Origin of the sequence: Nibrella saemangeumensis, assembly GCF_039541915.1 — a bacterium.
Classification (GTDB): domain Bacteria; phylum Bacteroidota; class Bacteroidia; order Cytophagales; family Spirosomataceae; genus Nibrella; species Nibrella saemangeumensis.
In genome coordinates, this window is the sequence record NZ_BAABHD010000028.1 from 60,534 (window position 1) to 85,242 (window position 24,709).

Below are 24,709 nucleotides of genomic sequence, written 5' to 3' on the forward strand. Positions count from 1 at the left end.
CATAATGAAAACGACCAACCATCAGCGTAACAGGGCTTTTCTTTTCAGCCGGATAACCGGCCCCGGTACTGGTGGCCTTAGCTGTTGAAAAGACGCATTGAAACATTTTTACTGCTTTCTGTTGGCGGCCGCCGGGCTAGCGATAAGCTTGCCCGCCCGGCCGCAACATTTTTCTGCCCGTCCGCCGGCTACACGACCGGATGCGCTGATTAACGAACTGCTGCAAAATCTGACGACGGTACAAAATGAAGACGTCGATTACGCATTACTGTACGATGCGCTGTACCAGCTCTATACCAACCCGCTGAACCTGAACACGGCAACGCGGGATGAACTGGCTAGTACCTATCTGCTGTCGGAGCAGCAAATTACCAGTCTGCTGACGTACCGGTTCGCGTACGGATCGCTCCTGTCAATGTATGAACTTCAGGCTGTACCGGATTTTGACCTGCCCACCATCCGGCGGCTGATGTACTTTACGACCATTGATGAAGGCAACAACTCGCTGCTTAATCGCTTACCGAATCCGGCCAATCACTACCTCCTTATCCGGTACGAACAGATTCTGGAGAAGCAACAGGGCTTTACACCCGCCGAACCTGCTAAAAACGGGAAGTTACCCGCGCGTTACCTTGGCGATTCGCAGCAGTGGTATGTGCGGTATCGGTACAGCCGCCCACGAGCTTATAGTTTTGGGCTCACCGTCGAAAAAGATGCCGGGGAACAGATGCGCTGGCAACCGGGTAACTACCAATATGGCTTTGATTATGTATCATTCCACGGGCAGGTGCAGAACCGGGGTCGCTGGCGGAACATCATTATTGGCGACTATCAGCTGCAGATTGGGCAGGGGCTCGTATTATCTGCCGGGTTTGCCCTGGGCAAGGGTGCCGAAACGGTACAAAGCATCCGCCGGTCTACCTTGGGAGCGCGGCCCTACACCTCGCTGAGCGAGTTTGGCTACCTGCGCGGAGCTACCGCTACCTACGCGCTAAACCGAAAACTTGACCTGACGTTACTACTAGCCAGTAACCGGCGCGACGCCAACATTAAGGCAGCCACGGCCACAGAACAAGCCTTGGTAACGTCACTGCTGACAGCCGGCCTTCACCGAACGACCGCCGAACGGGAAGACCGGGCGATTCTGACTGAGCAAAACGCAGGGGGACATCTGCTTTACCACCCCAATACCCGACTACAACTTGGCCTGACTGCCCTGCATACGTCTTTTGAAAAGAACCTCCAAAAGAGAAACCTCCCCTACAATCAGTACGAATTTACGGGCAGGGGAAACCTGGTGGCTGGGCTGCACGGCAGCTACGTCTGGCAGAACGTGAATCTCTTTGGAGAAGTAGCCCGCAGCAGCGGTTCTAAAACCTTTAGCGGTGGTATCGGAGCCGTGGGCGGAGCGCTGGTGAGCCTGAGCCGTCGCCTGGATATGGCCCTGCTGCTCCGGCACTATGACCGCAACTTTCACAGTTTCTACGCCAACGCTTTTGGAGAAGGCTCCCGCACCATCAATGAAAGCGGAGCGTACGTAGGTATAAAATATTCTGTATACCGAAAGTTTTCAGTAGCCGGGTTTATTGACCGTTTCCGTTTTCCCTGGCTGCGTTATCTGGTTGATTCGCCTTCGCGAGGGCATGATTTTTTGCTACAGGCAGTTTATACCCCAACGAAAAAATTGTCGTTTCACGCCAGCTATCACGAGGAGCATAAGCAGAAGAACCGTCCTGGTAGTAAAACCACGCCAAAGGAGGTAACAGGTACGACTCGCCGGGTATTGGTGCTAAACGCGGAGTATTCACCCATCTGGGGCTTACAGCTCCGGTCGCGGGTACAATGGGGGAGCTTCCGGTATATCGGTGCCGATCCGTCTGAAGGCTTTGCGCTAATTCAGGATGCTTCCTATGACCGGGGAAGGTGGAGTATCAGCGGGCGTATGGCTTTTTTCGGTACTGATGATTATGATAGCCGGCAATATGCCTACGAGCGCGATGTGCTGTACGCCTTCTCGTTTCCGGCTTATAACAATCGGGGTAAACGCCAATACCTGATGGTACAATATGCCGTGAACCGGCACCTCGATGTGTGGCTGCGATGGTCCCGTACTCATCTATCAAATCAGCAAACCATTGGCTCTGACCTCGACAAAATTAATGCTCCTCACCAGTCAGAGATGAAGGTTCAGGCTCGCTGGCGCTTTTAATTGACAACACTGGTCCTAGTTCGTCAGTTTATAGATACAGGCTTTCGAAATCTTTACAAAACGAATAAATTTGCATTCCGCCAAGGAAGTATGTAACTAACACATGAGAGAAAGAAACAATTTTCAACTATTAGAGCGCATTATAATGTCATTTGTTTTACTGGTTGCGTTTCTACTGCTCATTATTCCCGTAAGTCTTCTGCGCTGGATTGCTACGAGGGAGTTGGTACTCCGAAGGTTTGGTAAACCAATTGCCTCCAACTAATTTATGTTACGCATTCTCAGTCACGAATTGCCTCTTGCGATACCCGCACGGTCCGATTTCGGACGGCCGACGCAATAAAGAAGCCCGTCGCTTTAGGCCCGCTCGCGTTAGCATTCACGACATTGGTAGGTACATTAGCCGGTGGGGTTGCGAATAATCCACCGTTGGAAACCTGCTCCCGCAGTTCCAGAAAAAAGTAAAAAGCTTCGGGGGTGATGGACTGGATCTCAACCGTCACCGTATCGTTTTCGGCATAAAAATTCTCAGGATTAATAGATTGGCGAATCGGTCGGATAAACAGTAATCCATCTGTATTTCCGCTGCCGTTGAAGGCACCGTCATATGTAACAACCAGATCGTTAGGGCGGTTTTGTAAGACGCCGTTCCGGAAAAAGCGAATCCGGGCGTAGTCGGGCGCTCCCGCTGGATCCCGGGCAAAAAACTCAGCCTGGTATCCTTCTTCAGCATTTGGCAGTGGACTTACCTTCTCCTTCCTGAAAATAATAGAGTCAACCGTCGGTACGCGGTTCATGCGGGAGAGCGATTGATATTCCTCTCCCTGATACTGAATGCGAAGCACATATGTACGGCCAATCTGTCCCAGGGTGTCGGTAGTTGTGGGCTGCCAGGTGTAATTGCCGTCATTATCCGGATCGGTAAACTGATAAATCCTGCCGGTATTATCAGTCACCGTTACAACAGCTCCCGTAGCGGCAGGTGTTGGACGATTGGCCAAATATGGCGCTGTTTTGGTCAGGCGGATGGTTTGTACACCCGGTTGGTCGGTTATAATGGCGTCAACGGAAAGCTGCTCGGGTCCCTCATCCAGATCAGCCTCAATAACGGTTTCACAACTACTGAAAATCAGTGATCCAACTATGGCTAATAAAAACAGAGAATAGTATTTCATGATGAATGGTGTTGGATAGCTTAGAACTTAAAGTTGTAGGTAACCGCCGGAATGGCCGTAGCAAAGATGGAATAGCGTACTGCTTCGGTAATTCGGGGATTATCGGCATTGGCTCGGAAGAATACCGAGAAAGGGTTTTTCCGGGCGTAGACATTATACACCGAAAATACCCAGCTATCCTGATTCCGGCGATTGGGCCGGCGCTTACCCTGTAAAGTAGCCGAAAGATCTAGCCGGTGATAGGGAGGAATCCGGTAGTTGTTACGGGCGCCTTCGCTGTTATGGGGCGTTACAATACCCTGAAATTCAAACCGATTAGTTGGGAATGTTGCCGGGGTGCCGGTACTTAGTGTAAATGTGGCCGAAAAATTCCATCGCTTAGCAAATTCCGGGTCATATAGCGTTACAACATTCAGCGTGTGCCGCTTATCAAAACGTGAAGGAAACCAACGTCCCTCATTGACCCCTTCTACCTGGCGTTCGGTTCTGGCCAGGGTGTAGCTCACCCAGCCGTTAAGTGTTCCTTTATTTTTTTTCACGTAAAACTCGGCTCCGTAGGCCCGGCCTTTGCCGTTCAGCAGATCGCCTTCCAGAAACTTGTTCAGGAGCAGGTCGGCTCCATCTATATAGTCAATTTGGTTTTGCAGCCATTTGTAATACACTTCGACAGAGGCTTCGTAGTCACTACCAGATGAACCAAAATTTCGGAAATAGCCGGCGGCCAACTGGTCGGCGATCTGCGGCCGAATGTTATTAGTCGACGGTGTCCATACATCAAGCGGAGTAGAAGCTGTAGTGTTCGAAACCAGGTGTATGTACTGCGCCAGCCGATTGTAGCTCAGTTTCAGTGAGCTTAGGTCCGTCAGCTCATATTTGGCCGAGAAGCGGGGCTCCCAGTTGCCATACGTTTTAATGGGCTCCAGGCGATCGTAGCGTCGCGTTTGGGCGATAAGCGGAAAACGGCGCTCACCGGCGGGCACATCGGTCTGGAACGTATAAGCTTCGCCGGGGCCAATGTAGCTGTACAGCGAGTAGCGTAACCCATATTGCAACTGTAGCCGACGACTCACCTGCTGCTCATTGCCAATGTACAGCGCACTTTCCAGGGCAAATTTGCTGTCGAGTCCGAAGGTACGTACATCGCCAGCGCTGGCGGCTGTTGCCGTACCGGGTCTAAAATCGTACAGAATCGCCTGCCCGCCAAACGTCAGTGTATTGTTGCGCAGGAACAGGGTGAAGTCTGGCTTGATGCTATAATTTATGATCCGGGACCTCCAGCGGAAGTAGTCGCCTTTGTTTTCATCTTTCCGCTTCAAATCACTGTCGAGCAGGTAATCGTAATTGCTGTAGAAAGCGGTGGTGTTCAGAAATAACTTATCGCTGAATACGTGATTCCATCGAAAGGAGGTGGTGGTATTTCCCCAATTGAAACCGAAGTCAGCGCCAAATACGTCGCGACCAAGATAGCCCGACAGGTACAGTGTATTTTTATCGTCAATGCGATAATTAGCTTTTGCCGTCAGATCGTAGAAGAAAAACCGGGAGCCTTTCAGATCACCCTTCAGGAACGGCTGAGCCAGAATATCGGCATACGACCGGCGGGCCGCTACAATAAACGAGCCTTTGCCCCCGAACAGTGGCCGTTCGTAGGCCAACCGGCTAAATATTGCGCCGATACCGCCCGACAGCTCCGGCTTTTTGGCGTTGCCCTCTTTCATGCGCACGTCTAAGATCGAAGAAATACGTCCGCCGTACTGCGCTGGTACACCTCCTTTAATGAGCTTGACATCTTTAACCGCATCCGGGTTAAATACCGAAAAGAAGCCGAACAAATGAGACGAGTTATACACCGGTGCTTCGTCGAGCAACACCAGATTTTGGTCGATACTACCTCCGCGGACGTTAAAGCCTGTAGCGCCTTCACCAACCGTACTGACGCCCGGCAGCAACTGAATACTCCGAATTACGTCAACTTCACCGAGCAGCGCCGGAATGCGCTGAATGGTCTTCATCTCGATTTTGTTAACGCTCATCTCGATATTCTTCACATTATCGTCTTCGCGGGTTGTCGATATAACTACCTCTTGCAATTCGCGGCCCTCTTCTTTTAGCTCGATATCCAGCCGGACATTCTGGGCGGAAAGCGTAACCGGCAACGTCTGTCTACCATACCCTACATACGAAACAACCAGCGTATAAGAGCCCTGGGGTACTGTAATGGCATAAAATCCATAGTTATTCGTAACGGCGCCGGTACCGAGTTCTTTCACATACACCGATACGCCGATGAGCCCCTCAGCATTAGCCGCATCTTTAACATAGCCGCTGATGGTTAATTTATCCTGAGCATATACGGAGGAAGTAAATAGAAGAATACTGCTAAACCAAATCAGCAGACTAATGCATACAGTATATTTCATGACAAGTTATTCAGGGGATAAACGGATAACTGTTCCGTATCGATTTTGTTACAGATTTATCAAAACTATCGACAAAAACTAATACGGAACATAATTATTGGACTAACCGGCGAAAACGGGGGGCTAACTTTACAATTACTAGGACAAAAGAAATAAGTACAAAAGTTAACTAACAAAAAAAATGGACTGACGATCCATATACGTTACCGGAATATTTCTATTAGCCTGTCATATTTTCTCATCTAGCAATGACCACCTGAAACAGTTAATATGACATTAACTTTAGTAGCTGCTATTGCAGATAATTTGGCTTTTCTATATTTTCACAGAACAAATCACCTCTTTAGTCCAGAGGTTAAGGCTTGTACTTACCGTAACATGAAGAAGATTGCCCTGTGGTTGATGGTGGCCGGATGTTGGATGGGCGCAGGATTCCTGTCGGCTTCGGCCCAAACGCTTTCCCCGGAGCAGGCTCACGAAGACCTGCTTTTTCTAAAACATAAGCTTGATATACTGCACCCCGGCCTGGGGTATTATACGCCAAAAGCGCGGGTAGAGCAGATTTTTGATTCCCTTTATAATCACATTAATGCTCCCGTTGATTATTTGGGGTTCTTCCACCACGTTAGCCCGCTCATCAGCACCCTGAAAGATGGGCATACCAACCTGAACCACCGCAAGAACTTTATTGACAAATCGACCCGTTTTGTGCCTTTCTATATCCGTGAGGCTGACGGAAAATATTACATCAGTCACAACATGTCGGCGGACACCTCTCTCCGGCGCGGCACAGAACTGGTTACACTCAATGGCCGAACCCTGGGTGACCTGCACCGGCTGCTGATGGACGTCGACCGCTCGGGTTCCGATGGTGATAACCTCACCGGCCGCAAACAGTGGAGCCTGATCCAGTTTGCCGACTACTATGCCTCCTGGTTTGGATCTACAGACTCCATTGCCGTTCAATATCGCCTGCCGACCGACACGCTGCTGCGTCAGACAAAACTGGCCTGTCCGACGGCCGCCACCTTCCGATCGGTTTTTCAGAAGCGGTACCGTAACGAAATCGACCGCCGGCCGAACCTGTCGGTGCGGATGGTAGACACCCTGACCCGAACCGCCGTCCTGCGTGTCTCTACGTTCATGGGCCCGAAAAAATACGATCCGTTGCAAATCGCCTTCAAGAAAAAGCTGAAGCAGGCTTTTCAGCAGATTCAGGATCAGAAAGTCGAAAACCTGATTCTGGATGTGCAGAACAACGGCGGTGGCGTAGTGCTGAACTCGGCCCGGCTACTGCAATACTGGATGCCGAAGCCGTTCCGGATCATGGAACACGAGCAAATGAAGGTGGCCGCCCGTCGGGAACTGGTTAACCGCTGGAATCCGCTATCGGCCATTCAGTTCAGTCTGCTCTATAAAAAAGACGGCTATGGCGGCTTTTCAGAGCGTGCGACCCGGCGCCAGTACCGGCCACGCAAGCATATGGCCTTCAAAGGCAATCTGTACTTTCTGATGAATGGGGGCTCGTTTTCGGCCACTACCTCGGTGTTGTCCAAAACGCTGGATGCCGGTATGGGTACCTACGTGGGCGAAGCCTGCGGGGGTGCTTACTGGGGTGATTTTGCCGGTCATTTCAAAACGGTAACACTGCCCAATTCACGGCTGCAGGTACGCATTCCACTGAAGAAACTTACCCATGCGGTTAATCCCGGAAAGGCCAATGGTTTTAATGTAGAACCCGACTTTACGGTCGGCCGCACCTACGAGGATGTGTTATCCGGACGCGACTATATGCTCAACTACACCCTGAATCTGATTCGCGACGGTATTGTTGTTCGTAAACCGCTTACGACCCGTCCGTTGCAGGCATTGCGTTAATTGCGTATTTTTAAGCGTGTATTGTATTGTTGATGTCGAGACTACCGGCGGGGTTAATGGACCCTCCCGGCTTACTGAAATAGCGCTGATTCGCCATGATGGCCAGCAGGTAGTGGATTCATTCCATACCCTGCTGAACCCTGGCTGCTCCATCCCGCCGTTTATCAGCCGCCTGACCGGTATCACTAACGCCATGGTAGTAGATGCGCCTACGTTCGATACGGTAGCCGTCAAGGTGCAGCGCATCACCCAGGATGCCATTTTTGTCGCTCATAACGTAAGCTTTGACTTTGGCTTTCTGCGCAAGGAACTAAACTGGGTGGGGCATGACTTTCTCCGCCGGACCCTCTGCACGGTCAAGCTGAGCCGTAAGATCTTTCCGGGTTTACCTTCGTATAGCCTGGGCAACCTGTGTTACTCCCTGAGCATTCCCGTTTCTAACCGCCATCGGGCTTACGGCGACGCAACCGCTACGGTTCAGTTGTTTGAATTGCTCCTGCAAAACGACCGCCGGGGCCTGATTCCCCGCAACTGGCCGGCTCCCACTTTACTATCCTCTTCATAACATAGTGTTGCCTGTGCCGGTTGTTCTGCTAAAGCGACAGCTAACTGAGTATGGAGAACAACCCGCGTAAACTAGGTCTGGGGGTAATCGGCATGGGCGGATTTGGCCTGTTTGCCACGCAGCATTTTTTACAAATACCGAATACCCGGCTGGTAGCCATTGCCGGAACCCACCGCGAAGCGGCCCTTGCTGCCGCTCTGCGCTTTAGGGCTGAACAGTTGGAAAGCCTGACTGACCTGGTGAATCATCCGGAGGTTGACCTGATTTATATTGCTACGCCCCCGTTCCTGCACTACGAGCAGGCAATGCTTTGCCTCAACGCCGGTAAGCACGTCATCTGCGAGAAACCCCTTGCCACTACAGCCGAACACGGCAAAGAGATGCTGGAAACAGCCCGGCAAAAGGGGTTGCTGATGGTTACTAACCTGATGCAACGGTACAACCCCCTGTTTGAGCGCATCCGCCACCTAATCGAAAAAAAGCTGCTGGGCGATATGCTGCACGGCTATTTCGAGAACTACGCGGCCGACGAGGGTCTCTCTGCCGACCACTGGTTCTGGGACCGGTCGAAAAGCGGAGGTATTTTTGTTGAACATGGCGTCCATTTTTTCGATATGTTCGCCGGCTGGCTGGGCGAGGGAGAGGTAAAAGCCGCTCAGGCAGTTAAACGTCCCGGAACTGATACTGAAGATCAGGTTAACTGTACTGTCCAGTATGGCGATGTGCTGGTTAACTACTACCACGGCTTTACCCAGCCCGGCCGTATGGACCGCCAGGAAATGCGGCTTCTGTTTGAGCGGGGAGATATTACGCTTTACGAATGGATACCCACGCGCATGGTGCTGCGGTGTGTGGCCGATGAGACCACGACCCGCGCCCTGATAGACCTGTTTCCGGGCGCCCGCCTGGACGTAAGTGGCAGCTTCGGCGGAGCACAGCGGGCCATGCGGGGGCGTCATAAAGAAATTGACGCCTACCAGCAAATTCAGATCAGCTACGGTTACGACGAGCAGAAGATGCACCTCTATGGTGAGATCCTGCGATTAATGTTTCGTGATCAGCTTGCGGCTATACATCACCCCGAAACCCACCGGAAAGTTACGGAGCAGAACGGCTACCAATCGCTTCTAACAGCCCTGGAGGCTGATCGCCTTGCGCATTCCTGATTGTTGTGAGCACCCTTACCGCTTGTCTTTAACGGTAAGGGCGCTCCGCAGATGGGCATAACAGAAAAACTATTAATTTGCTTCTCCTATGGAGAAGCATCTGCCCTTATTTCCGCTAAATCTGGTTGTCTATCCCGGCGAAGACCTGAATTTGCACATCTTTGAGCCCCGGTACCGGCAATTGATCAACGAATGCCTGGACGAGGACAAAACGTTCGGTATCCCAGCATTCATTAACAACAAAATGCCCGGCTACGGAACCGAAATGCAGGTGGCCGTTCTGCACAAACGTTATGAAGACGGTCGCATGGACATCATGACCAAGGGGCTCTCTATTTTCCGGTTGGTAAACTTCGAAAATCCGGTGTCCGGCAAATTATATGCGGGTGGACAGGTCGAACCCGTAGAACCCGGCGACCTGGAAAGCGCCTACCTGGATACACTGCTGGAGCGGCTGGAGCGGCTATACGATTTGTTGCAGATAGAGGTTGATTATGACCCAAAAGCAGAACGGCTTTCTTACCGCATAGCCCATAAAGTTGGCTTATCCATCGAGCAGGAATATGAACTGCTGACGCTTGGCAGCGAACCCGAACGCCAGCAGTTTCTGATTCATCACCTTAATAAAGTAATTCCGGTAGTAGCCGAGATGGAGCGCACCAAGCAGCGCATTCGTATGAACGGGCATTTCAAAAACCTTGATCCTCTCAACTTTTAACGTCTACCTCGCCGATCCGCTTCAGCCGCTGCGGAAGTTTTCGTTTCAGGTCTTCGAAATTACGGATAGGCGGTAGCGGTCGTTCTGCTTCACCCAGCAGGAACCCATACGGCTTAAGCGCTTCAATAGAATCAAAAATTACCTTCACAATTGCGGTCAAAGGCAGGGCCAGGATTAAGCCGGACAGGCCCCAGAGCTGACCCCACATAATCAGGGCGATAATTGCCGCCAGCGGATTGATACTCACTTTTGAGCCGACAATCAGCGGAGTAATAAAGTTACCCTCCAGAATCTGCACGAACAGAAAAACACCAATTACCCCCAGCGCAATCAGCGGATTATCCTCCGTAATGAGGCTGAATAAAGCCGGTAACAATGATCCAATCGCAATACCGAAGTACGGAATCAGAATAAGCACCGCCCCGAAGAACCCAAAGAATAGGGCATAATCGACACCCAGGATTACCAGCCCAACGGTGTTTAATATACCTACGATGATAATAACCAGAACCAGTCCGCCGAGATAATCCCGCACTACACCGTATATTCGTTTGAAAACAGCGTCGATCTTTGACCGGCGCGTCCCGTTAAAAACTTTATAGAAAAAGGAACGGAAAAAATCACGGTACAGCAGAAAGAAAAAGATAAAAAGCGGTACCAGTGAAATAGTAGTCAGCGTATTGGTAGTGGCCAGCAGGGTAGAGGTCAGAATGGTGCCGCTCTCTTCCAGCAGCCGGTTCAGGTACTTACGCGCTTCGGACACCTGACGCTGGCGGTCGATGTTCAGGTGCTCGTCGGCAAACGTCTGCAACCTGGTCAAGAGTTCGTTGCTGCGTTCGATCAGTTTAGGGGCTTCCTGCGTAAAATTGCCGATCTGAAGCGATACCAGGTACAGCAAGCCAGCCAGTACGGCCAGCGCCACGATAATGCAAATCACGATAGCCCAGATACGCGGCATACGCGCCCGTTCGAGCCGGAGACACAACGGGTATAGCACCATGGCTAACAGAATAGAGAAAATCAGCGGAACAAGTATATCCTGTAGTACGTACAAGCCGTACACGACAATCAGGACAGAAATAAGAATACTGGTCAGTTTTACGTAGGAAGGTAGTTGTACTTCGGGTGCCCGGTTATCCATTATCAAACGGCTCTATAAACTCAATATGTATTCGTTGCTAAAATTGTTGTTTGCCATTAAAGTGGCGTTTTGCTCCTGCCAGCCGGAGATTCGCAAAAGCGGCTTCCAGAGAGGCAGACCGCTGTACCAGGTTACACGGACGGGCCGTCTGCCCCGTGTGGTCAACGAAAGCTCGGGGTTGGCTTACCGCGCCGGCCATGGCACATTCTGGACCCACAACGACAGTGGCGGAAAACCGACACTCTATGAAGTAGCCGCTGATGGTCGCCTTGTCGACACCCTATCGCTGCCGGGCCTGACCAACACTGACTGGGAAGACCTGGCGCAGCAGGATTCCACCGTACTGTTTGTTGGCGACATCGGCAACAACCAGCAGACGCGCCGGAAGCTGACCATTTACCGCGTAGACCGTTCCCGCCCGGCAACGACAGACCAGATTGTGTATCACTACGCGGATCAATCTGCGTTTCCGCCCCCACCCAGTCAGCACTATTTCGACTGCGAAGCTATGTTGTATTCGGATAACCGGCTGTATTTATTCTCGAAAAATCGTCCGCTGGCCAGCCACTACGTCAAGCAATATTCGCTCCCTGCCCGTGCCGGTGATTATGCATTGCTGCCGACCGACTCAGTGTATATCCGCGCCATGGTAACTGGTGCCGACATCAGCCCCGACGGCCACCTGTTTGCGCTGCTAACCTACGGAAAAGTCTTGCTGTTTGCGGTGGAGAAGAACCAGGTAAATTTCCGGCGTCCGCTGCATTGCATACGTTTACCCAGAGGGCAGACAGAAGCCATCAGCTTTGTGTCACCGACTGACTTTGTCATTACCAACGAAAAAGGTAAAATGTTTTTAGTCAGCCGAAAATGACAACTTGCCTTGTTAAGTTTATGTTAAGAAATTAGCTGCGTTCATAAAATACATAGCATCGCCCTACCTTCGGGGCATCAAATAGCTACATCACTGATGAGTGCCGCCAAAGCCGCTCAACAAACACACCGCGTTCTGGTAGTCGATGACGACCCGGATATTGTTGAATTATTAGAATACAATCTGCAAAAAGAAGGATACGACGTCCGCACCGCCACCGACGGACGCAAGGCTCTTGACGTGGCCAAAGCCTTCTTACCTGAACTGGTCCTGCTGGACATCATGATGCCCCAACTGGATGGTATCGAGACCGGTCGCCAGCTCCGCGATATACCCGAACTGCGTCAGGCGTATATCCTTTTCCTGACCGCCCGTTCGGAAGAATATTCGGAAGTGGCGGCCTTTGAGATCGGTGCCGACGACTACATCACTAAGCCCATTAAACCCAGAGCGCTGATGAGCCGGATCAATGCCTTATTCCGGCGGGAAGCGCAGAAGGCTGACCCCGGCGAGAAAATTGAAATCGCCGATCTGGTCATTAATAGGAAGAATTATTCGGTCAATCAGGGAGAACGGTCTGTCATTCTGCCTAAAAAGGAATTTGAACTTCTCTTTTTTCTGGCCCAGAGCCCTAATAAGGTATTCAGCCGGGAAGAGCTGCTGCAAAAGATCTGGGGTGCCGATATCTATGTGCTGGAACGTACCGTTGATGTACACATTCGTAAACTGCGCGAAAAAGTAGGAGAGGGTTACATCCGGACACTTAAGGGAGTTGGGTATATGTTTGAAGTCGAATAAGTTTCCGAAATTTAGCGCATGTCGCTGAGTCCCCGCATTATTGCGTTTTTACTGGCCTTCCTGATCTCGGTACTCACGGCCGTATTTCTGACGTTTGTGGAGGGCGTTACAAACAACATGCTTTTTGTGGTGGCCGTGTCGTCGTTTGCCGTCTCTTTCTTTCTGGTACTATACGCCATCGAACTGCTGGTATACCGGGAGGTCAATAAGATGTACAAGACCATTCACAAGCTCAAAATCCGTGACTTCAACATCTCCCGGAAGACCATCATTAAGAACAACAATCCTTTCAAAAAGCTTAACGACGAAGTTTTTGTGTACGTCGCCCGCAAGCAGAAAGAAATTGAAGAACTGAAGCGACTCGAACTCTTCCGGCGCGAGTTTCTGGCCGATGTATCACACGAATTAAAAACCCCCATCTTTGCCGCTCAGGGCTTTATTCATACGCTTATCGATGGAGCCATTGACGATGAAAACGTCCGGGATAAATTTCTGGCCAAAGCTGCTAAAAGCCTCGACGGCCTGGATGCGCTGGTAAAAGACCTAGTCGCTTTGTCGCAGCTCGAAACCGGCGAACTCAAGATGCATTTTGAGCGGGTCGACCTGCACCAGGTTATAGCGGAAGCCTTAGAGCAACTGGAAAAAAAAGCGCAGACAAAAGGCACCACCCTCCGCATTAAAACCGACCGGCCTGGCTCTTACTGGGTCAAAGCTGACCCGCAGCGTATTCATCAGGTCATGATTAACCTGCTGGAAAATGCCATCAAATACGGCAACGACAATGGCAAAGTGCTGGTGACGCTGGAGGAAGATAAAAAACAGGTCTTGGTATCCGTTAAAGACGATGGTCCCGGTATTCCTCCCGAGCACCTCAGCCGCATTTTCGAGCGCTTCTACCGCGTCGACAAAAGCCGCTCCAAAGAGCGGGGCGGCACCGGTCTTGGCCTCGCCATCGTTAAGCACATCCTGAATGCCCATCGCTCTAAAGTCTCTGTCATGAGCAAAGTAGACAGAGGAACTACGTTCTCGTTCAAACTGGAGAAGGTAGAGTAATGTAGGTGCCTGCCGCCGGCCGGTACAGTCCGGGCGGTGACACTCGCATACTTTTCGTAAATTTGCTCCATGAAAATTGCTTTTGAAGATCTCATCGTTTTTGAAAACGACGATTATATACTCATCAACAAGCCCCCGCATGTAGCCTCGCTCGACGAACGCACCGCCGACCGGTCGAACAGCATTCTGCGGCTGGCGAAGGAATACCACTCCGACGCCCAGCTGGGCCACCGGCTGGACAAAGAGACTTCGGGTATTCTGGCAATAGCCAAACATCCGGAGGCATACCGGCACCTGGCTATGCAGTTTGAGCACCGCGAAGTGGCCAAGCGTTACCATGCCGTCGTGAATGGCGTACATGATTTTGATATGATTTCGGTATATCTGCCCATTGCGCCGGTTAGAGACGGTACCGCCGTTCGGATTGACCGACAGAAAGGCAAGGAAGCCGAAACGATTTTTAACACCCTGCGGGCCTATCGGTCACATACTCTGGTGGAATGCATGCCCATAACCGGACGGATGCACCAGATCCGGGTCCACCTGATGTGCCTCAAAGCACCCATTGTTAATGACCCAACCTACGGCGGAGACTCCATCTACCTGTCCCAGATCAAGCGAAAGTTCAACCTCAAGCAGGGAACCGAAGAACTGCCGCTGATTCAGCGCGTAGCCCTGCACGCCCGTTCGCTAACCTTTACCCTGCTGAACGGAGAGGATGCTATGTTTGAAGCGCCTTACCCCAAAGACTTCGACGTACTGGTGAAGCAGTTAGAGAAGCATGCGCTTTAATTTGTAGTTTGTAGGCCGAGGTTATATCATTGCACGCTTAAACGTAAAACCCCATGTTCGTCCATACCGTTTTCTTTTGGCTCAAGCACCCAGAAAAGCAAGCCGACCGTGATGCGCTCCGCGCAGGCATTGAAACCCTGCGGGACATTGAACATATGGATGCCGCTTACATCGGTGTCCCTGCCGATACGCGCCGGCCGGTGATTGACCATAGCTACGACTTTTCTATCACCTTTGTCTTTGCTGACCAACACGCCCACGACGCGTATCAGGAACACCCCATGCATCTGAAGTTCGTCGAGAACTGCGCCCATCTGTGGGAGCGGGTACGGGTGTATGACGCCGTGGGTCATTAGTAGGCAGTAGTGGCGGGCGGTGTGGCCGCTCCTCTTATGGCTACTGCGAACTGCCTACTGCCTACTGAAGACTGCCTGCTCATTTTCATTTCCCGTTCGGCAGAATGTTGCTCTATTGCTGCCGAGTAGAGTTGTTTTACACTACATTTGTATAGAGTAAAACCGATAGTAAGCAGCCTTACTGCAATAGAGCTATCAGTCAGAGCGTTTCACACATGACGCACTGGCAAACCGGTAGCGCATTTTAGTTATCACAGGAAATAGAGCAGGGGATATGGAGTGCCTCATTACACATACATGGCGAAAATGGGTATTAGCCGGCGTGGGCTGTCTGGCGGTGCTGACGACCGTTCCCGTACAGGCCCAACGCAAAGCCAAACCGAAAGAAGAACAGGCTGGGATCGGCGGTACTCTTAACCAGGGTATCGATGAATCGTTGTTCACCGAAGGCATGAAATACATCATGACCGACGAGCCGACGAAAGCAATCGCACAATTTGAGAAGTTACTCCAGAAAAGTCCGAACAATGCTGCGGCTCAGTATGCGGTTGCCTCGGCCTTCCTCAAAAGTGGTAAAATTACGGAGGCACTTCCCTACTCCCAGAAGGCTTATCAACTGGACAATGCCAATAAATATTATGCGCTGCAACTCGCTGAAATCTATGTAAAGCAGAAACGCTACGGCGAGGCCGAAACCCTGTACGAAGCGGTGCTTCAGAAAAGCTCTGATAATATTGAATATGGCGTTGAACTCGCAGCCATTTACCTGTTCGATGATAAGCCCGATAAGGCACTGGAAACCTACGATAAGGTGGAGAAGGTGCTTGGCCCTAACGAAGAGATTATCCGCCAGAAACAACGCATTTATTTAAAGCAGAACAAAGTAGATAAAGCGGTTGAGGAAGCAGAGAAATTGGCGGCTGCCGAGCCCGGCGAACCCGACTACCTCATTGAGGGAGCAGAGCTGCTGATCGCCAACGACCGCCACCAGCAGGCGCTTAGCTGGCTGGAAAAAGCGTTGAAGATCAATCCGGATCTGCCGCAGGCGCACGTACTTCTGGCAGACGTTTACCGTAAGCAGGGTAATACAGACAAATACCGTCAGGAGATTAAATACCTCTTTTCCAATCCAAACCTGGAGGCAAATATCAAGGCGCGTATTCTGTCGAGCTATATGGGTATGGCCGGAGAAAACCAGACGGCTAAAGATGACGCCATAAAAATGGCGCAGGATCTTGTTAAGACCAATCCGAAAGATGCCAGCTCGCAGTTAATGATGGCCGAACTTCTGATGCAGACAGGCAAAAAAGCCGAAGCTCGCGATGCATTCGTAAGAGCTGCCCGCGTTGATGCGTCAGTGTTTGAAGTCTGGGGAGCCATTATTCAGTTAGACAGTGACTTGAATCAGGTAGACAGCCTGCTGGTCCATTCGGAACAGGCCCTGGAGGTATTTCCTACACAAGGGCAACTCTGGCTCGCCAATGGATCGGCTAATTTATTCAAGCGGCAGTACCAGAAAGCCATTGATGCCCTGGAAGAAAGCCGTCGGTTACTGGTTACCGACGCGGCCCTGAGCCGAAACATCAATGCCCAACTGGGTGATGCTTATAACGGCCTTGGTGACCACGCTAAATCGGATGAAGCGTACGAACTGGTGCTCAAGGCAGACCCCAATAACGACCACGTTCTTAACAACTACAGCTATTTTCTGTCTTTGCGAAAAGAGAAACTGCCCCAGGCCCTCCAAATGTCTCAGAAACTGGTCGAGCGGAACCCCAAGAACGCTACCTTCTTAGACACCCACGCCTGGGTGCTGTATGTGATGAAGGATTACGGCAAAGCCCGCCAATATCTGGAAAGAGCCATTCAGGCTGACCCGAACAACGTAAGCGGTACCATCATGGAGCATTATGGCGATGTGCTGTACCAGTTAGGAGAGAAAGACAAAGCAGTTGAACAATGGAAAAAGGCAAAGTCTAAAGGGGAAACCAGCGAACAATTAGATAAGAAAATTGCCACCGGAAAAATATGACAAAACACCTGCTCCGGCTGTTTGTGTTGATCTTGTTGCTGAATTCGGAAGCCTGCCGCCGTCGGCATCTCGCTAAAACCGCTTCGACCAGTGTACCAACGGATACCACAGTCATTAGCCGGAAGCCGGCAGACACCACCGCTCCCAGTCAGGCTGCCATGCCCCGGCCCGGAATTGAAGAAGCTAGGTCTAATGTAGCCGAGATCGACTTTACCTACCTGACCGCTAAATCGAAAGTATCGTTCAAAAGCAAAGAACAGGACATCAACAATGCCAATGTGAACCTGCGCGTCAAAAAAGACAGCGTTATCTGGTTTTCGGTTACCGGCCTGGGCATTGAAGTGGCCCGTGGGCTCGTAACCCGCGATACCATCACTATTCAGGACAAAGTACACCGGGAATATGTCAAATACGATTTCCCTACCCTGAGCAAGCGGTTTAACTTTAATCTGGATTTCGACCTGTTGCAGGCATTGATTGTGGGTAACCTGCCGCTGCCTAAGCGACCGGCGCAAAAAATTAAAAACGAGCGTGACTATCTGCTGCTCCGCCAGAGCGAAGGAAAAGTAATGGTCGAAAATTACATTGGTGAACAGGACCGCAAGCTGAAAAAGCTGATGATGGTTGAGCAGCCAACAAAAAATACCCTGCGGCTGGACTACGAAGATTTTACAGCCCTCAACAATTTTCTATTTCCCTATACCAGCCTGCTGACGGTCGATTATAAATCAGGCAGTGATGGTCAGTTTTATCAGACGCTGCTCCGGATTCAGCACAATAAAGTTGAGTTAGTAGATAAGAGTCCAGGGTTTCCGTTCACCATTCCGCCACGTTACGAACGGAGGCAGTAGGCAGGGAGCCGCTTGTTACAGTAATTATGCAACTACGTGTGTTTCGTTCGTACCGGCAGCTCTGCTGCTGGCTTTTTGTCTTAGGATGTTTGCTTTCGCTCCGGTTGGCTGCGCAGCCGCGTAACCGGCAGGCGCTCGAAAAAGAAAAAAAGCAAAACCTGGAGAAGATGTCGCAGATCCGAAACATATTGAAGCAGACCTCTTCGCAGAAAAATGTAAGTTTAGGTCAGCTAAAAGCGCTGAACCAGCAAATCAAAACGCAGTCGAGCCAGATCGGCCTGCTCTCCGAAGACCTGAAACTGATCGAATCAGAAATGGCTGACCTGCGCCGGACCAGCCAATCCCTGGACAAAGACCTCGACAAGCTAAAGAAAGAGTATGCGGCTATGATCTATGCCGCCGACAAGCGTCGGCAGCAGGTCAACCCACTGGGCTTTCTGTTTTCCGCCGATAACTACAATCAACTGGTTGCCCGCTACCGCTACCTGAGACAATACTCCGACGCCCGCCAGAGCCAGGTTCGGCAAATTCAGGGCGTGCAACGCCAGCTTGAAGACAAACGGCTGGCAACCGAGCGGAAACGTCGGCAGCAGAATAGCACGCTGCTTGTTAAACTCGACGAATCCAAGAAGCTGGAAACGCTGAAAGAGGAGCAGAATAAGGTAGTCGATGAATTAGGCAAGAAAGAAGCCCTGCTGCGGACCGAGCTGGTAGAGAGCCGCCGGGCGGTAAGTCGTCTTGAAACCATCATTCGGCGCGTGATTGAGCGGGAGGCCAGGGAGCGGGCGGAACGCGAGCGACTGGAACGTGAACGCCTGGCCCGACTGGAGGCCGCCCGGAAGGCAGCCGAGAAAAAACGGGCCGAAGAAGCAGCCGCGGCCGCAGCGGCCACCAATTCAGGGGCAGCCTCTGCCGGTGTCGACGAAAAAACCACGCCAGCTCCTCCGGCACCTACGCCATCGGCCGAAGCACCTGCCGTTGCGGAAGCGACCACCAGACCGGCTGAGCGTACAAACGCTAATAACCTGAATGAGGCCGAAGTGGCCCTGGCATCGTCCTTTACGGCATCGAAGAACCGGCTCCCCTGGCCGGTGCAGCATGGCTTTGTCTCCGACCGCTTTGGCCGGAAGGAACACCCGGTGCTTAAAGGAGTTATTGTCGAAAACCTGGGAATCGACATCCAGACAAACGCCGGAGAGCCCGTCCGGGCCGTCTACGAGGGTATTGTTCGTGATGTAACGTATATGCCCGGCATGAATACCGTTGTTGCCATTCAGCATGGCGACTATATGACGGTTTATGCTAAATTGCGCAGCTCAATTGTAAAGGTTGGCCAGCGAGTAAAAGCCCGCGATAATATCGGCTTTGTTTCGACGGATAAAGACGGCGTTTCTGAAGTCCAGTTTCAGATCTGGAAAAACTACAGCCGCCTGAACCCCGAGTCCTGGCTGGTACCACGATAAATGTTGTTTCGGCGGGGCCGTCCGGCGGTTTCAGGTTCAACGTTTCAAGTTGCTCCGCTAATGATACGATTTGAAACGTTGAACCTGGAACTTGAAACAGCAAACTCCCATGTCCGTTCACAATCCCGACATCAAGCGCGTTACGACGCACGTTATCCAGGAGCTTAAAAATAAAGGCGAGAAGATCTCGGCTCTGACGGCTTACGATTATTCGATGGCGCGGGTAGTTGATGCTGCCGGCGTCGAACTGATCCTCGTTGGCGACTCAGCTTCCAACGTTATGGCTGGGCACGAAACGACACTGCCCATTACCCTTGACCAGATGATTTACCATGCCGGAGCGGTAGTCCGGGCGGTAAAGCGGGCCTTGGTGGTAGTGGACCTTCCCTTTGGCTCCTACCAGGGCAATTCGTCAGAAGCATTACGATCGGCAATCCGGATTATGAAAGAATCTGGTGCCCATGCCGTGAAGCTGGAAGGCGGCCTGGAAGTCAGAGAATCGATTGTTCGTATTCTGAGCGCCGGCGTTCCGGTGATGGGTCACCTGGGTCTTACACCTCAGTCGATTTACAAGTTTGGCACCTACGCGGTACGGGCTAAAGAGGATACCGAAGCCCAAAAGCTGATGACCGACGCTCAGATGCTCCAGGACATCGGCTGTTTTAGTGTGGTATTGGAGAAAATTCCGGCCGCGCTGACTAAACAGGTATCAGAAATGCTGACAATTCCCACCATTGGGATCGGAGCGGGACCCCACGCCGATGGCCAGATTCTGGTGATCCACGACCTGTTGGGTATCAACAAAGAATTTAAGCCGCGCTTTCTGCGCCGGTACGCCGATCTTCATTCGGTCATGACTGATGCCATTTCGCACTATGTAGATGATGTAAAATCGCGGGAGTTTCCGAACGAACAGGAAGCGTATTAGGTTGAAGATAGTATGAAGACAAAAGGCTACCAGATCGTATACGAAGACAATCACCTGGTTATCGTGAACAAAGAACCGGGTGTGCTGGTACAGGGTGACCGGACCGGCGACGTAACGCTGCTGGACCTGGTAAAGGATTATGTAAAAGAGAAATACAATAAACCCGGTGAGGTATTCCTGGGCACGGTCCACCGGCTCGACCGGCCGGTAAGTGGCCTTGTGGTGTTTGCCCGGACCTCCAAAGCGCTGGAACGGATGAACGAAATCTTCCGTAAACGTCAGGTGCAGAAGACCTACTGGGCCGTGGTGCGCCGAAAACCACCCGAGGAGAAAGGAAAACTCATACACTGGCTGGTTAAAGACGAGGACCGAAATCAGGTGACGACTTACACCGACGAAGTGCCGGGGTCCCAGAAAGCAGAACTTACGTACCGGTTACTCGGGCAGATCAATGAACACTATTTACTGGAGGTAAACCCGATAACCGGCCGGCCCCACCAGATTCGGGCGCAGTTGGCCAGTATGGGATGTCCAATACGGGGTGATATTAAATATGGCTATGATCGTCCAACCGCCGACAAGAAAATCTATCTGCATGCCCGTCGGTTGTATTTTATCCACCCGGTGAAGAAAGAACCGCTAATCTGCAAGGCCGGCCTGCCTAGTGATCCTTTCTGGGAAGAGTTTTTATCGCTGGACTCTGAAGATTTCAAAGATAAAAACCTTGATTTTATCTACTAACAGAGGCAATTGGAAAGGAGACCGTAAATAACGGGAAAGCCTTACCTGTCCAGGTAAGGCTTTCCCGTTATTTACGACGCGGTACTGTTCTCGGGCCAGATGTCCGTCCAGAACTGATCCATCACCCGCTCTACCATCTGAAACGCACCCCTTAGCGCACCAAAGATTACACACAATGGCAGAATAATTGGCAGAAACAGTACCCACTGCAAAATCATGTATAAACGAAGCCCTCTCATCTTTGTAAGGTGGTAATTGTAAATAAATTAAGTTAAGGTGGTATTACACGCTTAACAAAATTATAAAAAATTTGTTAAGCCGCACGAGGTAGAAGATTTATAATTTAACTTCATTTTATCATAATTACTAATAATATGAAAAAATGAGATTATATGAATTGACTAATTCCTATAGACAAGTAGGCTTTTAGTTCTGTAAAGCTGTTTTAGTTGGATTCAGCAAATTATAAGCGTAGAAGTTGGTAAGATTGCTTTAACTTTATTTTAATTTTACGCAGCGCTACCTAATATTAGAAAAGCCTTATGTTTTATCTCCGGAAACACCGGTTCTTGCTGGCCTGCCTGCAATTTGGGTTGTTCCTGGGGATAATTATATCCGGAGTTGTTTTCCGCCATGCGCACCGGCTTGCCGACGGGACTATTATCTCCCATACCCACCCGTATAAGCCGTTCAATAAAGGTCCTTTCCAGCCGAACACACACACCCAGCAGGAGCTGATATGGCTTGACCAGTTAGCACATTCGCTGTTTACGGACAACACGATTCCGATTATTGCCTTTCTGATTCTTGTGGTAATAGTCACCATCGTATGGCTCCCGCCGTTACAGTTTGTCACCCGCTCTATCAGGCATTGCTCTCATTACCGGGGACCTCCCAATGTTTCGTACTAATTCAGTTGATGCACATTCATCTACAATGCTCACCACCCTGTGTCTTGCAGTAAAAAGGCAGTAATCGGGTGTAGTGTTACCTTAGTTTTTACGGAACATTTATCATCAGGACCTTCTCGTTATGCTCAACTCTATACTGGTATGCCTGCTTATGGCAGCGGGTAGTCTGTGGCTGCCTGCCCAGGCGCAAAATACATTAAGTGGTCAGGTTACCCATAAAGAAAGCAATGAAGCGGTTGTGGGTGCCACAATCTTTATTCCCGAAATTCGGGTAGGCGCAACCACCGACGCTAACGGCAGCTACCGACTGGCCAAACTCCCCGTGGGGACCTTCACCGTTCAGGTATCGTTTGTGTCTCACAAAACAGTTGTTCAGAAGGTAGCCATCAACGGTGATGTTACCCTGAATGTCATCATGGAGAATGCGGTTAACTCACTGGAAGAGGTCATCGTTTCGGGGTCAGCCACCAAAACAATTATTAAGGAAAGTCCAATACCCATTGCTGCTTTATCCAAAATCCAATGGCTACAGTCGCCCTCGACCAACTTAATTGATGCGGTAAGTAAATTACCAGGTATGTCGCAGATCTCAACCGGCGTAGGTTTGTCCAAGCCTATCATTCGGGGGTTGGGGTTCAACCGGGTTATTACCATGCACGACGGCGTCAGGCAGGAGGACAACCAGTGGGGCGAAGAGCACAGCATTCAGGTAGACGAGTACTCCATTGACCGCTACGAAATCATCCGGGGGGCCGGCAGTCTGATGTACGGTTCCGATGGCCTCGGCGGGGTCATGGCCATTCTGTCGCCCCGGCCGGTCGAGGACGGGAAGATCATCGGGCGGGTTCTGACCAATTACCAGAGCAACAATAACCTGATAGGACTTTCCGCCCAGGTGGCCGGTAACCAGAATGGCTTTGTCTGGCTGGCTCAGGTTAGCCGAAAAGACGCCAGGAATTACCGAAACGCCGTTGACGGGCGCGTTTACAGCTCCAATTTTCAGGAACCGTTGAATATTAACGGCTTTTTGGGGTTGAACAAAAAGTGGGGCTATACCCGACTCTATTTCCTGCGCTCGTTTCAGAAGTTCAACATCATCACCGGTACCCGCGATGAACAGGGTCGCTTTACCAAAGCCGTTGCGTTGAACGACACCACCGAAGGAGCCGTAGCCGTAAGCGACGAAGAGCTAAACGGACGGATAATTAACCCCTCTAATTCGCAGACGCTTACCAACTATAAACTGGCGCTGAACAACTACTTCCAGTTGGGGGAAGCATCGGCCTCTCTGAACCTCTCGTACGCGCAGAACCGCCGGCAGGAGTATGGTAACGTCTTTGCTCCAGGGGTACCAGATCTGTTCCTGTTTCTGCAAACCTGGTACTACGATGGCCGGTACAATTTCCCGACCCGCCGAAACTGGGAAGTAACCATGGGGACAAACGGTATGTTCCAGACAATGGGTAATCGGGGTACGCAGACGCTATACCCCAACTATACGCTGTTCGACAACGGTATCTTCCTGTTCGGTAAAAAGAGCTACGAGCGGCTGAAACTGAGTGGAGGGATCCGGTACGATATACGGGCGCTGGACATCGATAAACTGTATATTGATTCAGAAGGCAAGTTTCAGGCTACTCCTGTTCCGGGCGCGGTGGTACGCTTTCCCGGTTTTGAGAATACATACCAGAACGTATCCGCCAGTGTTGGTGGTGTGTATAACCTGACATCGAAGCTGATGGTCCGTGCCAATGCATCGCGGGGCTTCCGGGCTCCGGCCGTACCTGAACTTTCGTCAAACGGCGAACATGCGGGTACATTCCGCTACGAAATCGGTAACCTCAACGCTAAGCCGGAAGTAGCCTATCAGGGAGATATTGGAGCCACCTACGAAGGCCCCAGTCTGTACTTCGACATCAGCCTGTTTCAGAACTCGATCCGTAATTACACGTACTCGGAGCGGGTCAATACCGTGACCGGCTCCGACAGCATCATCAATGGCGTGCCGGCATTTCGCTATGCGCAGGGTAATGCCCGTCTGCAGGGCGTTGAGGCTACGCTGACGCTCAACCCGGCCTCGGCCCGGTGGTTCAGTTTTATGCAGAGCTATTCGTCGGTATACGCCCGCAATCTGTCGGCTCAGGAGCCGGGTGCCCAGTATTTGCCGTTTATGCCTGCTCCACGCTGGATCTCGCAGATTAAGTTTACCAAGGACCGCTGGCAGAACCGCCTGCGCAACATTTATGCCTCGCTGGATGTCGAGGTGTACCAGCGCCAGAACCGGGTTCTGCTGGCGTACAACACCGAAACCCCAACACCCGGTTACGTTCTCGTTAACGCCGGATTCGGGGGCGATATCACCGGTAATAACCGGCAAACGCTATTTTCGCTCTACCTGACCGCCACTAACATCGGTGATGTGGCCTACCAGAACCATCAAAGCCGCCTTAAATACCTCGACGAAAACCCACGAAACGGCCGCCGGGGCGTCTACAGTATGGGGCGCAATATCAGCGTAAAACTGGTTATTCCCTTTTCTGCTTCGACAGCCGGAAACAGCCGGTGAGGTAAGCAGAAAACCTGCGTTTCCTGACTATTTTTGTCGTAACTTGTGTTCATACAGGTAAACAGCAAATGTTGG

The 24,709-nt window shown here is 51.2% G+C and carries 21 protein-coding genes; 17 read left to right on the plus strand and 4 right to left on the minus strand.

Features of this window, described 5'->3' with window-relative positions:
* Positions 1–97: 97 nt before the first annotated feature.
* Positions 98–2,209 carry a ComEA family DNA-binding protein gene (locus tag ABD949_RS12845; protein ID WP_345244059.1) on the plus strand — a complete coding sequence of 704 codons (2,112 nt, stop codon included), beginning with the start codon at positions 98–100 and terminating at the stop codon, positions 2,207–2,209.
* A 281-nt stretch (positions 2,210–2,490) separates the two neighbouring features.
* On the opposite strand, the gene ABD949_RS12850 is transcribed toward ABD949_RS12845, so the two are convergent.
* Positions 2,491–3,384, minus strand: a complete 894-nt coding sequence (locus ABD949_RS12850) for a DUF4249 domain-containing protein (RefSeq protein ID WP_345244061.1) — start codon at positions 3,382–3,384, stop codon at positions 2,491–2,493.
* Between the two features lie 20 nt (positions 3,385–3,404).
* Positions 3,405–5,804, minus strand: coding sequence for a TonB-dependent receptor (locus tag ABD949_RS12855; protein WP_345244063.1), 2,400 nt, complete (start codon positions 5,802–5,804; stop codon positions 3,405–3,407).
* 378 nt (positions 5,805–6,182) lie between these two features.
* Here ABD949_RS12855 and ABD949_RS12860 point away from each other — a divergent pair, with 378 nt between their 5' ends.
* The 4 genes from ABD949_RS12860 (at position 6,183) to ABD949_RS12875 (ending at position 10,131) form a co-directional block, all read left to right on the plus strand.
* A complete protein-coding gene (locus ABD949_RS12860) occupies positions 6,183–7,682 on the plus strand; it encodes a S41 family peptidase (RefSeq protein WP_345244065.1) in 1,500 nt (499 codons plus the stop codon).
* A gap of 16 nt (positions 7,683–7,698) precedes the next feature.
* On the plus strand, positions 7,699–8,247 hold the full coding sequence (locus tag ABD949_RS12865; protein ID WP_345244067.1) for a 3'-5' exonuclease: 549 nt from the start codon (positions 7,699–7,701) through the stop codon (positions 8,245–8,247).
* Positions 8,248–8,297: 50 nt separating this feature from the next.
* Positions 8,298–9,413, plus strand: coding sequence for a Gfo/Idh/MocA family protein (locus tag ABD949_RS12870; protein WP_345244069.1), 1,116 nt, complete (start codon positions 8,298–8,300; stop codon positions 9,411–9,413).
* Positions 9,414–9,501: 88 nt separating this feature from the next.
* Positions 9,502–10,131, plus strand: coding sequence for an LON peptidase substrate-binding domain-containing protein (locus ABD949_RS12875; protein WP_345244071.1), 630 nt, complete (start codon positions 9,502–9,504; stop codon positions 10,129–10,131).
* Here the strand turns inward: ABD949_RS12875 and ABD949_RS12880 are convergent.
* Positions 10,121–11,272, minus strand: coding sequence for an AI-2E family transporter (locus ABD949_RS12880; protein WP_345244073.1), 1,152 nt, complete (start codon positions 11,270–11,272; stop codon positions 10,121–10,123). The genes ABD949_RS12875 and ABD949_RS12880 overlap by 11 nt on opposite strands.
* Positions 11,273–11,297: 25 nt before the next feature.
* Here ABD949_RS12880 and ABD949_RS12885 point away from each other — a divergent pair, with 25 nt between their 5' ends.
* The 10 genes from ABD949_RS12885 (at position 11,298) to ABD949_RS12930 (ending at position 21,157) form a co-directional block, all read left to right on the plus strand.
* Positions 11,298–12,143 carry an SdiA-regulated/phytase-like domain-containing protein gene (locus ABD949_RS12885; RefSeq protein ID WP_345244075.1) on the plus strand — a complete coding sequence of 282 codons (846 nt, stop codon included), beginning with the start codon at positions 11,298–11,300 and terminating at the stop codon, positions 12,141–12,143.
* Positions 12,144–12,239: 96 nt separating this feature from the next.
* Positions 12,240–12,941 (plus strand): response regulator transcription factor, encoded by a 702-nt coding sequence (locus tag ABD949_RS12890; protein ID WP_345244077.1) that lies wholly within the window; start codon positions 12,240–12,242, stop codon positions 12,939–12,941.
* Between the two features lie 18 nt (positions 12,942–12,959).
* Entirely contained in the window at positions 12,960–13,994 is a 1,035-nt protein-coding gene (locus tag ABD949_RS12895; RefSeq protein WP_345244079.1) for a sensor histidine kinase, read from the plus strand.
* Positions 13,995–14,063: 69 nt separating this feature from the next.
* Positions 14,064–14,786, plus strand: a complete 723-nt coding sequence (locus ABD949_RS12900) for an RluA family pseudouridine synthase (RefSeq protein ID WP_345244081.1) — start codon at positions 14,064–14,066, stop codon at positions 14,784–14,786.
* A 53-nt stretch (positions 14,787–14,839) separates the two neighbouring features.
* On the plus strand, positions 14,840–15,142 hold the full coding sequence (locus ABD949_RS12905) for a Dabb family protein (protein ID WP_345244083.1): 303 nt from the start codon (positions 14,840–14,842) through the stop codon (positions 15,140–15,142).
* 274 nt (positions 15,143–15,416) lie between these two features.
* Positions 15,417–17,174: a tetratricopeptide repeat protein gene (locus ABD949_RS12910; protein ID WP_345244085.1), complete on the plus strand. Its 1,758-nt coding sequence runs from the start codon at positions 15,417–15,419 to the stop codon at positions 17,172–17,174.
* Positions 17,171–18,025, plus strand: coding sequence for a lipoprotein insertase outer membrane protein LolB1 (lolB1, locus tag ABD949_RS12915; RefSeq protein WP_345244087.1), 855 nt, complete (start codon positions 17,171–17,173; stop codon positions 18,023–18,025). Before ABD949_RS12910 ends, lolB1 begins: the two co-directional genes overlap by 4 nt.
* A gap of 26 nt (positions 18,026–18,051) precedes the next feature.
* A complete protein-coding gene (locus ABD949_RS12920) occupies positions 18,052–19,488 on the plus strand; it encodes a murein hydrolase activator EnvC family protein (RefSeq protein ID WP_345244088.1) in 1,437 nt (478 codons plus the stop codon).
* A gap of 109 nt (positions 19,489–19,597) precedes the next feature.
* Complete coding sequence (gene panB / locus ABD949_RS12925) at positions 19,598–20,416, plus strand: 3-methyl-2-oxobutanoate hydroxymethyltransferase (protein ID WP_345244090.1); 819 nt, start codon at positions 19,598–19,600, stop codon at positions 20,414–20,416.
* 12 nt (positions 20,417–20,428) lie between these two features.
* Positions 20,429–21,157: an RluA family pseudouridine synthase gene (locus tag ABD949_RS12930; RefSeq protein WP_345244092.1), complete on the plus strand. Its 729-nt coding sequence runs from the start codon at positions 20,429–20,431 to the stop codon at positions 21,155–21,157.
* A 71-nt stretch (positions 21,158–21,228) separates the two neighbouring features.
* Here the strand turns inward: ABD949_RS12930 and ABD949_RS12935 are convergent, their stop codons facing one another.
* Entirely contained in the window at positions 21,229–21,396 is a 168-nt protein-coding gene (locus tag ABD949_RS12935; protein WP_345244093.1) for a hypothetical protein, read from the minus strand.
* Positions 21,397–21,699: 303 nt separating this feature from the next.
* On the opposite strand from ABD949_RS12935, the gene ABD949_RS12940 reads away from it, so the two are divergent.
* Both ABD949_RS12940 and ABD949_RS12945 read left to right on the plus strand, forming a co-directional pair.
* Positions 21,700–22,068: a hypothetical protein gene (locus tag ABD949_RS12940; protein WP_345244095.1), complete on the plus strand. Its 369-nt coding sequence runs from the start codon at positions 21,700–21,702 to the stop codon at positions 22,066–22,068.
* A 121-nt stretch (positions 22,069–22,189) separates the two neighbouring features.
* Positions 22,190–24,634 carry a TonB-dependent receptor gene (locus ABD949_RS12945; protein WP_345244097.1) on the plus strand — a complete coding sequence of 815 codons (2,445 nt, stop codon included), beginning with the start codon at positions 22,190–22,192 and terminating at the stop codon, positions 24,632–24,634.
* Positions 24,635–24,709: the final 75 nt, after the last annotated feature.